Source organism: Bacillus sp. SIMBA_154 (assembly GCF_046536015.1).
GTDB lineage: Bacteria > Bacillota > Bacilli > Bacillales > Bacillaceae > Bacillus > Bacillus pumilus_P.
Window position 1 is genome coordinate 66,893 of the sequence record NZ_JAWJBV010000015.1, and the last position, 14,608, is coordinate 81,500.

General features: G+C 42.3%; 10 protein-coding genes. 3 read left to right on the forward strand and 7 right to left on the reverse strand.

Features of this window, described 5'->3' with window-relative positions:
- Positions 1 to 173: 173 nt before the first annotated feature.
- The 7 genes from R0K30_RS16995 to R0K30_RS17025 all read right to left on the reverse strand — a co-directional run bounded on the left by R0K30_RS16995 (position 174) and on the right by R0K30_RS17025 (position 10,902).
- Entirely contained in the window at positions 174 to 917 is a 744-nt protein-coding gene (locus tag R0K30_RS16995; protein ID WP_230030879.1) for a (S)-benzoin forming benzil reductase, read from the reverse strand.
- Positions 918 to 1,016: 99 nt separating this feature from the next.
- Positions 1,017 to 1,502, reverse strand: a complete 486-nt coding sequence (gene essA, locus R0K30_RS17000) for a type VII secretion protein EssA (RefSeq protein ID WP_099727071.1) — start codon at positions 1,500 to 1,502, stop codon at positions 1,017 to 1,019.
- On the reverse strand, positions 1,492 to 4,422 hold the full coding sequence (gene esaA / locus R0K30_RS17005; RefSeq protein WP_230030798.1) for a type VII secretion protein EsaA: 2,931 nt from the start codon (positions 4,420 to 4,422) through the stop codon (positions 1,492 to 1,494). Before esaA ends, essA begins: the two co-directional genes overlap by 11 nt.
- Positions 4,419 to 8,894, reverse strand: a complete 4,476-nt coding sequence (essC, locus tag R0K30_RS17010; protein ID WP_410611830.1) for a type VII secretion protein EssC — start codon at positions 8,892 to 8,894, stop codon at positions 4,419 to 4,421. The genes esaA and essC overlap by 4 nt, the downstream gene beginning before the upstream one ends.
- Before the next feature lie 51 nt (positions 8,895 to 8,945).
- Entirely contained in the window at positions 8,946 to 10,259 is a 1,314-nt protein-coding gene (gene essB, locus R0K30_RS17015; protein WP_327925373.1) for a type VII secretion protein EssB, read from the reverse strand.
- 14 nt (positions 10,260 to 10,273) lie between these two features.
- Positions 10,274 to 10,513 carry an ESX secretion system protein YukD gene (yukD, locus tag R0K30_RS17020; protein WP_003213579.1) on the reverse strand — a complete coding sequence of 80 codons (240 nt, stop codon included), beginning with the start codon at positions 10,511 to 10,513 and terminating at the stop codon, positions 10,274 to 10,276.
- A gap of 95 nt (positions 10,514 to 10,608) precedes the next feature.
- Positions 10,609 to 10,902, reverse strand: coding sequence for a WXG100 family type VII secretion target (locus R0K30_RS17025; protein ID WP_003213769.1), 294 nt, complete (start codon positions 10,900 to 10,902; stop codon positions 10,609 to 10,611).
- Between the two features lie 405 nt (positions 10,903 to 11,307).
- Here R0K30_RS17025 and adeR point away from each other — a divergent pair, with 405 nt between their 5' ends.
- From adeR to R0K30_RS17040, 3 genes are all read left to right on the forward strand, one after another.
- A complete protein-coding gene (gene adeR / locus R0K30_RS17030; RefSeq protein WP_230030797.1) occupies positions 11,308 to 12,537 on the forward strand; it encodes a sporulation transcriptional activator AdeR in 1,230 nt (409 codons plus the stop codon).
- Positions 12,538 to 12,647: 110 nt separating this feature from the next.
- The gene (gene ald, locus R0K30_RS17035) at positions 12,648 to 13,784 is read left to right on the forward strand and encodes an alanine dehydrogenase (protein WP_099727066.1); all 1,137 of its coding nucleotides are present in this window, start codon (positions 12,648 to 12,650) and stop codon (positions 13,782 to 13,784) included.
- A gap of 116 nt (positions 13,785 to 13,900) precedes the next feature.
- Positions 13,901 to 14,497 carry a biotin transporter BioY gene (locus R0K30_RS17040; RefSeq protein ID WP_099727065.1) on the forward strand — a complete coding sequence of 199 codons (597 nt, stop codon included), beginning with the start codon at positions 13,901 to 13,903 and terminating at the stop codon, positions 14,495 to 14,497.
- Positions 14,498 to 14,608 lie beyond the last annotated feature (111 nt).

The following is a 14,608-nucleotide window of genomic DNA, read 5'->3' on the forward strand; positions in this document are numbered from 1 at the left end:
GCGAAACCAGCCGTTCTTGCTTGTACCATAAGAAAAAGCAGTCGTTATGACTGCTTTTAGCCCTTTGTCTTCTTTTCAGCGTGATATGAAAACCCTTGAAGTCCAGAAAGGACGAGCACCAGCGCGCAGGACTGACACCGAATGCGAGGGTTTGTCTTCACGCTGAACAGTCGTTATGACTGCTTTTTCACATACTCACGTGCATCGTATACGCATCCGCCAGCTGGATTCTCCGATAAAAGGTCGAGCAAGATACCTGCGACTTCATCCGGACTCTTCAGCGTGCCTGTTTCATATAATTGCTGAAAACGTTCAATTTGTTCAAAGTCCTTTTTTGATGACTTCCGAATCTCGCCCTGCATATCTGTATCGATCGTCCCGGGTGAAAAGGAAAACGTAATAATAGGATGCGCCTCGTCTTGCTGTTCCTCATGTAAAGTCCTCATAAACATATCAAGTCCCGCCTTTGAGCTGCAATACGCACTCCATCCTTTATATGGGTTTTTAGCAGCTCCAGAAGAAAGATGAACGATCGTTTTCTTCCCTTTGAATGATTGAATCTGGTCGGCAAATACATGACTCAGCAAAACAGGAATGACAAGGTTCAACGTATAATGCTGATGAAGCGCTTCCCGTCCGCCTTGCCCAACGCGTTTGATAGGGGTCACCATTCCTGCATTATTGACGAATAAGATGTCATCAGCGTCTGCCAGTGTTTGCGGGGACAGAATATCTTGAAGCCATTTGGCAGCTGCTGCCTCATCTGTCAGGTCGACCTGTGTATGTGTAAGTTTTGGATGGGAATTTGGCGACACACTTCTTGCCGCAGTGTACACATGATCCCCACGTGAAAGCAGCCGGTTCACAAGTGCTAGGCCAAATCCTTTTGATCCTCCTGTAACGATTGAAATTCGAATGACAATCTCCTCCCTTGATAACACTATTTTACGTAGTGAATCGGCATGACATCAAGCAATCTGCATAAAGAAAAGCCTGCCCCTTTTAAAAGAGACAGGCTATTTCTTTTCAGCTTTTACATTCACCTTTGGAATCAGGATGATCATCACGATGATACCAGCGGCAATCAAGAACCCAAAGATGATAGGAAGCAGCGCCGATGTCTGCTTCTCATGATCATCGACAGAAGGTGCTGATACAGCCGAATCGCTAAAAGAGATGTTCATCTCTTTCATCATACGAGCTGGTGTTTTAGGCGGATTCTCTTTCAGGTCACTGAATAGCTGTGGCGAAAGATGCCCACCCGACGTTTTAGGCGGTTCAGCAAAATGAATATCTGTTTTGACTTTTTTCGTTGTTTTGCTTTGTTCGTATTTGGTTTGATCCCGCAATATACTCGAATTAATATTGAGTTCCTTTTCCTGATATTCATTCGGCTTGACATTTGTATCCGTATCTTCACCAGCAGCGAAAGCAGCAGGGATGAGGAGAAAAAGGGATATGACACTAAGTGCCATCCCTTTCACGAACAGATTAAGCCTCATGTGTCACATCACGTTCCTCTGTCTTATCTTTCCATAGCTTTGTCACAAGTGGTATGGCCATTAAGAGGACAGTTACAATCACTAACCCTGCGATGCCCATTCCAAAATTGTCCCCATTCCCGTATTGGATCGACATATACACGTCTGTCACCGGATTTGTAAAGTGGAAATTCGGCATCACCAAATCAATTAACGGTGCGACAAAGAAGAAAATAAGCGCCGTTGCTGCCATCCATCCGGCAATAGATCCGAAAAGGAAAGCCGTGCGAATAAAGGCTGAACAAGTCACCAACAGCAAAATCGTGAAAATCGACCATTGAATCGCTTGATCATCTGCGAGTTTGTAGATATTAAGTCCAAACAAGCTGATCATGAGTCCAACTAAAAGGTTCAAAATGCCAAACAGTGCACCTTTGACCAGCATCGGAGCCGCCGCATAATACGAGCTGAAAAAGCCAATCAATAAACTGCTGATCATCACAATGACCAAAATGACCACTGGCGGTACAGTCTGCGTTTTTTCTTCCGGCACATCCCCGCTAATTTTCAGCGGGTTGGCTAAGTGGTTATATACATAGTTGCTATTGCCTTGATCGCTTAATGTGTTTCCTAAAATACCATTTAAATCATGCTGAACCAGCTTCGTTGAATCTACATTCTTACTCCAGTTTTCATTCAGCGTATCCGCCTTTTCTTGAACCGTTGTCACACTCTCTTCAATGTTGTTCGTATAATCTGCCACCCCTTTTTGGCGGTCGGTTAACGAACTCATATTTTCAGAAAGACGAAGCACTTCCTGACCGATTGAATCCTGCGCACTGACGACAATTGAACTGCCTGCAAGGTCTGCCGTATACACTGCATCTCCTTGATCAGCCATTTGCTCCGCAACATTGTCCGCACTTTCAGAAATTGTGTTTAATTCCTGTTCCATGCTTGCCTGCTGCGTCGAAATATATTCTGCATAGCCATCTGAAAACTTCTGCATCTCATCAATAAAAGTAGACACATCATCGTTTGACGTCAGCATCTGTTTATTTAATGTGTCCCAGTTCTCTGTTTCTTCTTTTTTGATGGAAATGATGGACTGGATTTCATCTGGTTTGGTGTCGACTAAGGATGAGTTATTTGATGGTTGATAGACATTACCGAGCATCATCTCTAGCTGTGAGAGTTGATTGGAATACTCCATTAACTTTTTGGTGCTTGTTGTTTTTGTATTGAATTCTTTATCGAAAATTTCCTCAATAAAGGTGTTTCCAATCGGCGAGTTTCTACGTTTCAGCTCCTTCACCTTATTTAAGATAGAAGATTCCTGATTTTTGATTTCATTCGAGATTTCATTATATCGATCTTCTAACCATTGAATCTTCTTTTCAAGCTTCTCTACTTTTTTAGAGAGGCTCTCAAGCTCCTTACTCAACTGACTCACCTTGTCCTTCAGTTGGTCATTATGAGTAGTGGCTTTTTCTTGAATCTTCTTTTTTACTTCTTCCAAACGTAAGGAGAGTGCTTTTAATTCATCTTTTGATTGATTCGTACTGTCGTCATCTGGCTGAGTGGGATTATCCCCATCTGTTCCGTTATCTGGCTGAGCAGGATCATCACCATCTGTTGCGTTTTCTGCTTCTGTAGAAGGCGGCGTCTCCTGCTCTGCTAATTGATCAGCCAAATCGTTCATCTCTGTTGAAATTTGGGTAAGTTCAGTTATTTCCTCGTCCAAATTAATGCCAATCTCTTCTGGATTCTCATTATCTTGACCTGATGGCTCATCATCACCAGGATCAGCTGGTGGTGCAGGCGCATCCATTAGCTTATCCCTTTTTACCTCTAACTTAGCCAGCAAGGCTGTCATCTTATTTTTATAGTCTTCCAAGTATTGAGCTTCATACTTTTTAATCAGTTCTTCCTGAGACTCCTGAACAAGTTTAGTTAATCCCGTTGATTGCTTAGGAATTGCGTCTTCTCTCGATTTCTGAACAGATTGAATGGCGCTGTCAGTTGTTTTCAGCTGGCTTTGTACCCCATTCATGTCTGTTTTTAGTCCGCCCATTTGATCACTAAAGCTGCGGGCATTTTGGTTTTGAATATCAGCGAGCTGTTTGAGCCCTTGCTGGATTTGTTTTTGGCTTGTCGATTGCGCTTTGATCAAGAGGTCCTTTTGTTTGTCTTGATACTGCTGGTATTGATCGACTACTTTCACAAAGTCCTTTAACTGGTTCTTTGCTTCTTCTGTTGTACTCAAACCGTCTTTATACTGTTTTTGTGAATCGGCCATCGCATTTTTTAATTCTTCTATTTGTTTCTTCTGCTGCTGAACGGCATCAGACAGTTTGTTCGAATTTGGCTTATAGAAGTTATACATCGTGTTTTGGAATTCGACTTCTTTGCCGACAATATGCTCAAACTCTTCTCTGACATTGCCGATTTCCTGTGACACAAAACTCCAGTATAAGGTCGACATCTGTTCATTCATTTTCTTTTGCGCATTTTCTAGCTCTCTCTGCACTTTTTCTTTATTGACTGCATTGAGCTGATCTTGAATCGAAAATTGAATGGATGCCTTTTCAGGATGGTCTTTATCATAGCTCAGCACATTTTTAGAGAAATCAGACGGAATATAGAGGACAGCGTCGTACTTCCTGTTTTTCAGTCCATTTTCCGCCGCACTCCGATTGACTACGGTCCATGTATAATCAGGACGCTCTGATAATGCTGCAACCACATCCTGTCCGAAACGAGCTGTGTTTTCACTTTCGCTCGCTCCCATATCCTCATTGACCACAGCAATATTACGTGTAGCATTCTTCTTCTGTTTTGCCGGATCATCCCCAATGAGATGGAAAAATAAAACCGGTAAAATAAGAATCAATATCATGGTGGATACGATTTTGATGGAGCTTTTTTGCTGCTCTGTCATTGAACACTCTTCCTTCCTACCGCACATAAAGGAACCTGGATTTTCTTCTCTTTCCCGTTTTCAACCAAATACCCGAAGCCTGGCTGAATGTCTGGTTCTTGTCTTGCATACGGAAGCGGTATGATGTTTTGCTCTGATTTTTTCATGAGTAACATAGCATGACGAACTTGTTTGATTTCGTTTGTCAGTGCATCATAGCCCTTACTGAATTCGGTATGATTTCCTGATGCAATCAGGCTAAAGCCTAGGTGTGCATATGACTTCATGAAATCAGCCAATTGATCTTGCAAGCGCGGATCGATCGTCTGCTGAAAACGTGTGATGCCATCGATCACAAGCACAACTTGAGGAAATGACAACTGATCGGTCTCTCCCCGGCGAACAGCTTCAACATATATCTCTTCCCTCACCTTGAATAAACGGTCCATTTCCTCTGCCCATTCGGTGATATCATCCTTTGTTTCAAGGTAATCGATGTTCTCTTCTTTTGCATAATGGGAAAGACCCCGATCAATTGAATCAAAGACGGCCAGCTTTTCAGGCTTTGCCTCTAAAAGCTGATCAAGCATCAGTTTTGTCACATTTGTTTTCCCGCGCTGCGTTTGACCGATAATGAGGCAGTGTTTATTCTTTTTCAAATCAAAGTAAACAGGTGCCACTGATTCTTCATCTAGTCCTACTGGAATGTCGTAAGGCTGTTTTTGCCCATCTAAATGACTCTCAAGCTCCCAAACTGTCAGCTTATCAGGCAGCATTGGAACAGGCTTTGGTTTTTCAGCCTCTTGAAAGCGCTCATGAAGAAGCTGAATCTCTTGTTTCAGATGCTCAAACAATTCGAGATCGTTCTCTCCTTCAACTGGCAGGAACATTTGTGCAAAGTAAAGCTCTTCCTTGTTGATAATGACTCGTCCCGGAATCGGCTCTAAGCTGAATTTCGGTCTGCCAATAATCGAATACGCCTCCCCTTGATCCATCAAGTAATGAACAATCTTTGTTTTCAGGTTGTTCATTAGTGATTGGCGCACTGCGTTTACACGAGTCGCTGTGATCAAGAAGTAAATGCCCAATGACTGTCCATCACGGCTCAGCTGGATAAATTCAGATTCGAGATCATGCATTTCGTCTTTGACAATGTCAAAATTGTCGATCACGATAAAAATGAACGGAAGCTTTTTCTCATTCAAAGCATTGTACATTTTGATATGACTCATTTCTTGCTGTCTGAATAACCGCTTGCGGTATTCAACCTCTTCACGCAGACGCTTCATCGACTTTTGAATTTTTCTCATTTGATCCATTAAGAAATAATCAGCCGTGTGCGGCAGTTTGGCGAGCGGAAGCAAGGTCCCGTTTCCGAAGTCATAAATATACGCATGCCATTCTTCAGGTGAATATCTCTCCGCAAAGCTCATAAGCAGTGTCGTGGCAGCAAGTGATTTGCCGTAGCCAGAGGAACCGAAGATTCCAATATTCCCGTCTTCCATCATTTGATAAGAGAGCGGATGCTGGCTTTGCTGATCTGGCTCATCAACAAGCGCAAAATGGAAGACATGCTCTTCACTCGACGCATAACGCGTTTTTGGAATACGCTCTTCAAGCGGTGGAAGCCATGGACTCGGAAGCTTCTCAATCCCAAGCTCTTGCTGCATACGTTCAATTTCATCCACAACAGCAGAAATTTCCGTCACTGTCTCTTTTTTCACTGCCGGCTCTGTGCTTACCCCTGATAATGGGATGAGCCCAGTATCTGTCACAATGGCAATGTCATCTTCTGATCCGTAGCCATCTTCCATATATGGTGCACCGCTCCAAGCCGATTGGAACAACTCATAGATCTCATTGTTCCCAACTTGTAAATATCCCCGGCCTGTGACAGTAATCGACGCGGCATCACTATTTTTCAAAATTTCCTTACTGTCCGACGCATCTTGCACTTTTAGTGCGACCTTAAAGCGGGAGTTACTCCAAATTTGATCATCAATGACCCCGCCTGGCTTTTGTGTGGCCAAAATGAGATGGACACCAAGGCTTCGGCCAATACGTGCGGCACTCACAAGCTCCCTGATAAAATCCGGCTCTTCACTTTTTAATTCAGCAAACTCATCAGAGATTAAGAACAAATGAGGCATCGCCTGTTCAGCCTTTTTCTCCTTATAGAGCTTCGTATAATCATTGATGTGGTTCACATGATACTGATCAAACAACCGCTGTCTTTTCTTCAGTTCACTTTTAATCGACGCAAGCGCTCTTTCACTAAAGTTCTTGCTGCCTTCGATGTTTGTGATGGTGCCAAGTAAATGCGGAATATTTCGGAACGGCTGCGCCATGCCGCCCCCTTTGTAATCAATCAGCAGGAAGGCAACTTCATGCGGGTGAAAGTGTACAGCCAAGGATAATATATACGTCTGTAAAAATTCACTTTTCCCTGACCCCGTTGTTCCAGCCAACAGGCCGTGCGGGCCGTGTGCTTTTTCATGCAGGTTCAGGTCAACAATATCGTTTCTCCCTTTATAACCGATTGGCACAGATAATGACTTTGCTGTTTCAGATGTCAGCCATTTTTCACGAATGCCAATGTCGTCTACCTGTTTGGCATGAAACAAATCAAGGAATGAGACCGTTTCTGGGATCGAGTTGGTCATTACGACTTGATGGTCTAACGTTCTCAGTGTTCTGGCAAACAGCTCATTGTCCGAACGCTGATGTGCATCAAGTCGAAATGGAATCCGTACTGCCTTTTTGTGCTGAATGAGAATATCTCCTTCTTCTTCGTTAATATAACGGACAAGCGTTGAGATATTTTCAGCTAAGCTTTCCTTTGTTTCTGCGGCAAAGATAATTGAGATGCCGAGGTCTGTCCGGCTGCCTTCTAAGTATTCTAAAATGACATGTTCCGCAATGAGTTCATGGTTTGTCACGATGAACACAAAGTGAGGCGTAAAGATTTTTTTCTCTTTTTCTTCTTCTAAATCACGCTCACGTAAAATTTCATAAATAGAGGACAAAAGCTGATCGCGGGTTTGTTCGTTGTAAATAAACCCTTTACCGTATGTATGAGGCAGCTGGAAATGCGGCAGCCATTTCATCCATTCCCAATTCTCATACTCCTGCTCATTAAAGATAAAGACAAATCTCAAATCGTGATAGCTGTGCGAGAAAGCAAGCTGGCCGACAAGCTGGTGAAGCTCATTTTTCACAATCGCAGGCTTTCCAATTAAGCCTGTTGGGCCGTCAGCAAGACCGAATGTAATCGGTACATCCTTCACCTCACGATAGACTTTTTGCATGTGCTGCGTTTGTTCCATTAAGTCATCAATGTCACGATTGGCCATATCGCCGCCGCTCGTCGATAATTCATAGCTTGACGGAACTGCACCTGTCCCAAGACGCAGCTGCAAAAAGTCATCACTGATAAGCGTCTTTTCCCAAATCCGCCCACTGATTTCTGACGTCAAGTATTTCATTTGTTCAAATGATGGATAATGATACGTCAAGATAAATTGCTGACGGTCATACAGCTCTTGCAGCTCTTTCCGTTTATTTTCTAAGTAAAGTGAGTATACCCGCTGCCGTTTCTCTTCTCGTCTTTTGCGCTGTGACTTCTCTTTAAAGTATTGAACGGACGATGTAATTAACGTCATAATAAACATCGCCATCGACACAACAATAAAAATCCCGCGCGGCTGGATGAGTGCGACAATTCCCATGACAATAAGCATTACAAGCGGAGGGAGGACAACAAGCCAAAGCCCTCTGCTGCTATTTTCACTCTCCTGCGAAGGAAAGCTAAATGAAACCCGATCATCAGGCAGATCATAAATTAAACGTGGTGTTCGTCTGTATAAAGGGTATTTTTGTTTTGTTTCTGTGCTTGGTGGTCTTGTTTTCTCTAAACGTGTTTGAAATGGTTCGTATGCTGTCACTTGCAATAAATCATCATCTTTAAGTGTAACCGTCAGAAAGTTCCAGAACAGCTCATCACCGGCATGAATCTTTTCTGGTCCGTGGATTTGCTTTCCGTTCACATAAATCGTCTCATTCTGAGGTATGACATACCAAGTTCCTTCGATTTTTTCTAAAGTGAACTGCTTGGCATCTTGAAACATAGCATGAGCTTGTTCTTTCCACACATCGATCTCATCTTTCTCCTCATTTGAAAAAGACACCTCGACTCTATTTCCTAGGTAATAAATGTGTTGATCATGATGTGCATCCAGTAAAATGAGTGTGAGTGATCCAATTTCACACGGCTCATGTGGAAGTAATTTTCCTTTCTTCTTCTCTCCCTGGTAAATTGAAAAACCATCATTCGATTCATTAGGTGATAAACGAATCGCTCCTTCACCAAATGAAAGTGAAGAGATTGTCACGGTATGCTCTATTTCAGGTCCAATCACAGCTTCTCGATTGAACTGCTCATCTAAACGGACGGTTTGATAATCCTCCTCATAAAAAACCCAAAGAAGACTCAAACGCTCCACCTCCTCATGGGACAGCACCAACTGTCAGTTGTATCGAAAGAATTATTTTTTCTCATCTTTTTTTGTCTGAGAGGGATTCTTTTTTGAATCAGATTCTTTCTCTTTTTTCTCCTGATCGGCTTTTGACTGCTCTTTTTGTTCAGCTGTTTCATCTGTTTGGCTCGCGCCTGAGGAGTCATTGGTGCTTGTCTCCGTTGTTTCTTTTTCTTCATATTTCGCCATTTCCTTAATGATTGGATCTAACTGTTTTTGTTTTTCTTCAGCAGAGAGATTATCATCATTTTGGATTTCATTGCGATAGGCGACGAGTGCAGTGAAAATGTATCGATCGTCCCCAAGTACCCGTGCAATATCTAGCGCTTCCTTGCTATTGCCTTGTCCAATGTGAATCCAGAAAAGGAAGTATTGCGGATCTGTCTGCAATGTGTACGTATCCGTGATTTCTTTTTTGTGCTGATCAAGTAACAGGCTGCCTTGGTTCGTTTGCACATACGAAATGGCCAGTTCATATTGAAGAGAGACTGGCATTTGATTAGCTGGATATTTTTCTAACGTATCCACCACTTGGCTGTACTGTTTGTTGAGATAATATTTGTTTGCCTCGACATACGCTTCTTGTTTCGGCATCGCGAAAAAGAAGGTGTAAATGGTATACACCAATGCCGGAATCAAAAGGACAAGGAGACCCAGTCCAATGTATCGTTCGATCTTCCATTTCTTTTTAGGAATGGTTAATAGCGTTTTTTCTTTCGTTTCGAGCGCTTCGATCTTTTGCTGAATAAGGGCGGACAATTCTTCCAGCGACTGCGTTTCACTGATTTCCTTTGCCAGCTCAGATAATTTCAACGTATCATGATAAGCCAAATATTCCTGAAACTGATACTCATGGTCAACCACTCGAAGAATGACAGCTTTGACCTCTTTTAACAGACGATGCTCATCGATTTCATACGGCGGGATGCTTTCTTTGACCCCGTAATGCAAAAATGCAGGAGCTAAGCCTTGATGAAAAACAATGTTTTCAGGAGAAACAATAGGATGCAGCCGCTTCACGTCGTGTTTGCAAACTGCATCGACAAGCTGGTATGAAAAAATCCATTTGCTTTTTTCATCCTTGGCATGGATGAAACGAAATTCCTGATAGGCAGGAGGCGGTTCAATTGAGATCATGACCTCACCTTCAGTTAATTGAATCTCTTTTTTAAATGAAGGATTGATGTCTTTGATCGGTGCCGCTTCTAAACCGTCTAAGAGTTTAATCGTCTCTCTTTGAAAAATGAAGGTGTAGGTGCCTTCCTCTTTTTTCATGACTGCTTCTAATTGTTCTTCTAAATAGGAACTCTTTTTATCTGCCATTTACAAAAGTCCTTTCATAGTATTTCCAGCCTGTCCCCTGTAGTGATCCCACAGTCTGACAGCTTATATTCGCCTGAAAACACAGCTTTCTTATTGACTACACGCACCCATCCGCCTTCTCGCTTAGGAAGTGAGATTTGTTTTGCCTGCCAGGCGATATGGATGACTTGCTTAATATGTAAATAATTTGATAGTCTCAAATCAAACACACTGCCATCATAATTTTTTAAGTCGATGGTAATATCGATATACACAAATTTCCACCTCACAAAATAGAAAGAGCGCCGGCATCAATTGACAGACTCGGCGCTTTTTCTGCTTTTCACACTTAGAAAGGAAATCACTTTGATTAGCCGCGGATTTGGCTTGCGATGTCTTGGTCAGTGCTTTCAAGTGTATTTGCAGTTTGATCAAGCTGATTGCTGACATCTGTTAATAGATCAGACATTTTGATGAATGAAGGCTTTAGCTGTTCATATTGATCAGCAAATGCTTCACTAGAAGCACCTTCCCACATTCCTTTTAGATCAGAGATCATTCTATTGAGACGATCAACTTGGTTTAACACTTCTTGACTTTCAACACCATATTGCTTAGCGGTCGCTCTTAGTTCTTCTGGGGTTACGCGAATAATTCCTGACATATTCCTCATTACCTCCCGTGCATAGCCGCCATATAATGGGCTAATCCACTTATTTTTTGACGTTATTATTATAAAAACAGAAATGATACACAGTCAAACAAATCTGTTTTTATTTTACAAAATGAGTCTATAGAATTACTGTTTTTTCGCTTTTTATCTAGTATTTAACATTTTTTTGGTCATATATTCTTAATAAGTGCACACGCACTCGGATGAATCTTTTCACCTATTGATTTTTTACTACGTTATTATTGTACTATTTCTTTTTGGTATCCATTTATGACCAAATCACTCAGGTCTATCGCTTTCTGTTTTTTTAAGTTTATGGCATTTTTTTATTGATTTACGTACCTCATTCTCTTCATAATGTAAGTACGTGAAATATTCGAAAAAGCAGGGGTTTTTATGACAAAAAAGACAGATCCATTTAAGTATAGTCTTGATCGTTTAGAGGATGTGGCAGACCAAATTAGTGATGTGCTCAATTGCCCTATTACTATAGAAGATACTCATCATCGATTATTGGCATATAGCACACACAATGATTTCACTGATCCCGCCAGAACTTCAACCATTATCTCCCGCCGTGTACCGGAAAAAGTCATTAATCGGCTTTGGAAGGACGGCATCATTCCTACACTACTTAAAACAGATGAACCGCTTCGTGTACCTCAAATTGCAGAAGTAGGTTTATCTAGCAGGGTCGCCATTTCAATATGGAAGGACAAAGAGGTGCTCGGATTTATCTGGGCCATTGAATCCACGCAGCCTTTTTCAGAAGAAGAAATGGACCTTCTCAAAATGGCAGCCCATGCCGTTAAAAACAAATTACTCAATTTACAAATTCGAAAAACGAAAACAGTAGAACGCAATCAGGAGCTTTTTTGGAAGATGCTCACAGGTCATATTCATGAAAAGGATGAGATGCTTGACCTATTTTTGAGACTTGGCATGAGATGTCCAGACACGTATGCCATTATCATCTTTCGCCTCCGTGATGAACTCACAGAGGCGACGGAAAAAAAGCTGTCCTATCTGCTTGAAACAACGCAGCAAGTGCAGGTACTATTAACGACTGTTGATTTTCACGAATTCATTATTCTTGTCTCACCAAAAACAGAGCACCCGCTTCAAGATATTAAACAATTCACAAGCGGCATGCTGCAGCAGCTGTCTGACCGTTATCATATCCATCACGTTCAGGCGGCCATTGGCGGAATTTACGATCATATCTCTCAAATTCAGCCGTCCTATAAAGAAGCACTGGCTGTATTGAAAACAAAAGAACGCTTTCCTGTTGAAACGGAACGTTTAAACAGTTTTTCTGAACTCGGCATTTATCAATATTTAGATGTGCTGGCTGAAAAGCGAAAGGGCTCGTCTTATTCCAGTTACTCTTTATCGAAGCTGGAGGATTACGACCTAAGGCATCATTCCAACCTAGTCGAAACCCTTGAACGGTTTATTGATTGTGACAGCAATGCCAATATCGCCGCAAAGCAATTAAACATTCATATCAACACATTGAATTACAGACTAAAGCGGATTACAGACATTGCAGAAATTGATTTAAAAAACATGAATGAGAAAATGACCATTTATCTTGATATGAAGCTAAAAAACGTCCGTTTGTGAAATTTCACAAAGAGGCGTTTTTTTATTTTTTATTTCAACCGAAGAATTTTCTAAACTTTCAGGATACACTAGACATACAATATCAATAGATAAGCATAGGAGGAATAAACATGATCATCGGCATTCCGAAAGAAATTAAGAACAATGAAAACCGAGTGGCATTAACACCAGGAGCAGCTTCTCAATTGCTTTCAGCTGGACACCAGATTTTAATTGAAACAAACGCTGGTTCTGGAAGCGGATTCACTGATGACGATTATGTATCTGTTGGTGCAGAGATCCTTGATCAGGCGAAAGATGTATGGGCATCTTCTGATATGATCATGAAGGTAAAAGAACCATTACCTGAGGAATATCTATATTTCCGAGAAGGACTCATCTTATTTACGTACCTGCATCTTGCCGCAGAGCCCTCCTTGGCTGAAGCATTGAAACAAAAAGGCGTCACAGCCATTGCTTATGAAACGGTAACGGACGGAAAATCACTTCCCCTGTTAACCCCTATGTCTGAAGTGGCAGGCAGAATGGCCGCTCAAATCGGTGCACAATTTTTAGAAAAACCAAAAGGCGGGAAAGGCATTTTGCTCGCAGGCGTGCCAGGGGTATCTAGAGGGAAGGTCACCATTATAGGCGGCGGTGTTGTTGGAACAAATGCAGCGAAAATGGCCGTCGGACTTGGCGCAGATGTAACACTCATTGATTTAAACGCGGAGCGATTACGTCAGCTGGACGATCAGTTTGGTCATCAAATGAAAACGTTAATGTCTAACCCTGTCAACATTGCAGATTCAGTCAGTGAGGCAGACCTGCTCATTTGTGCCGTTCTAATACCAGGTGCCAAAGCACCGACCCTTGTGACAGAAGAAATGGTGAAACAAATGAAGCCTGGTTCCGTCATTGTCGATGTAGCCATTGACCAAGGCGGGATTGTGGAAACAGTTGATCATATCACAACACATGATCAGCCTACTTATGAAAAACACGGCATTTTACATTATGCTGTCGCCAATATGCCAGGCGCGGTACCGCGAACATCGACTGTTGCTTTAACCAATGTCACCGTTCCATACGCGCTGCAAATTGCAAATAAAGGCGCTGCAAAAGCCATCAAAGAAAACAATGCCATCGCAGAAGGCGTCAATGTGATGAACGGACATATCACATATGAAGCCGTTGCTCGTGATCTTGGCTATGATTATGTGCCTGTCAGTAAAGCCATTGATACATCTTCTATGACCGAAGCTTAATATCCAGCCCGCCCTTTTCAGGAGCGGGTTTTATTGTTAACCTAAAGTAAAAGCAGGTTGACAAAAAATCCTCTTCCCCTTAATCTATTTGTACAGATAAGACAGGGGGAAACATCATGCAAAAGAAGACAAGAACGGCTGACTTTGTGCTAGTCGGAATGTTTGCTGCACTGATGGCCATAGGAGCCAACATCACATCGATCGTACCATTTTTACAGGTCGGCGGAATTCCACTCACCATGCAGCCGTTTTTTTGTGTGCTTGCTGGTCTTTTGCTAGGGAGACGGCTTGGCGCATTAGCCATGATTGTCTATGCCTTAGTTGGGATTGCTGGCGCACCTGTATTCGCACAGTTCTCCGCGGGCCTTGGTGTCATTTTAGGCAAAAGCGGCGGTTTTGTGTTATCGTACATTCCTGCTGCCTGGCTTGCCGGCTTCATTCTTGAAAAGAGACAACACCCTGGCTTTGGCCGCTTTTTGATTGCAGCCATTGCTGGAACGACCGTGATGTATGTGATCGGGACAACTTATACGTACATCGCGTTAAATGTTTGGCTGAATGCACCAATTTCTTATCAAACCACATGGTTCTTCATGATCTGGTTTATGGTCAAAGACTACGCTTTGACTATTGTCCTTGCGATGCTGGCTCCTAAAATTTATCGCTCTGTTTCAAAAGCTACATCCTTTCGAAAAGAACAAACAGCCTCATAAAGATCAAAAAAGGTTCCTCTCCATGGAGGAACCTTCAGACCGTAGACAAACCCCACCTTTACTTGAAGTGAAAGTGGGGTTTTTACTTATTTTGATAAAATATATCAGTTG

Coding starts and splice junctions, on each gene's coding strand:
- essA (WP_099727071.1), bottom strand. CDS start 1,502: ATGAGGCTTAATCTGTTCGTGAAAGGGATGGCACTTAGTGTCATATCC.
- esaA (WP_230030798.1), bottom strand. CDS start 4,422: ATGACAGAGCAGCAAAAAAGCTCCATCAAAATCGTATCCACCATGATA.
- essB (WP_327925373.1), bottom strand. CDS start 10,259: ATGGCAGATAAAAAGAGTTCCTATTTAGAAGAACAATTAGAAGCAGTC.
- R0K30_RS17025 (WP_003213769.1), bottom strand. CDS start 10,902: ATGTCAGGAATTATTCGCGTAACCCCAGAAGAACTAAGAGCGACCGCT.
- adeR (WP_230030797.1), top strand. CDS start 11,308: ATGACAAAAAAGACAGATCCATTTAAGTATAGTCTTGATCGTTTAGAG.
- ald (WP_099727066.1), top strand. CDS start 12,648: ATGATCATCGGCATTCCGAAAGAAATTAAGAACAATGAAAACCGAGTG.
- R0K30_RS17040 (WP_099727065.1), top strand. CDS start 13,901: ATGCAAAAGAAGACAAGAACGGCTGACTTTGTGCTAGTCGGAATGTTT.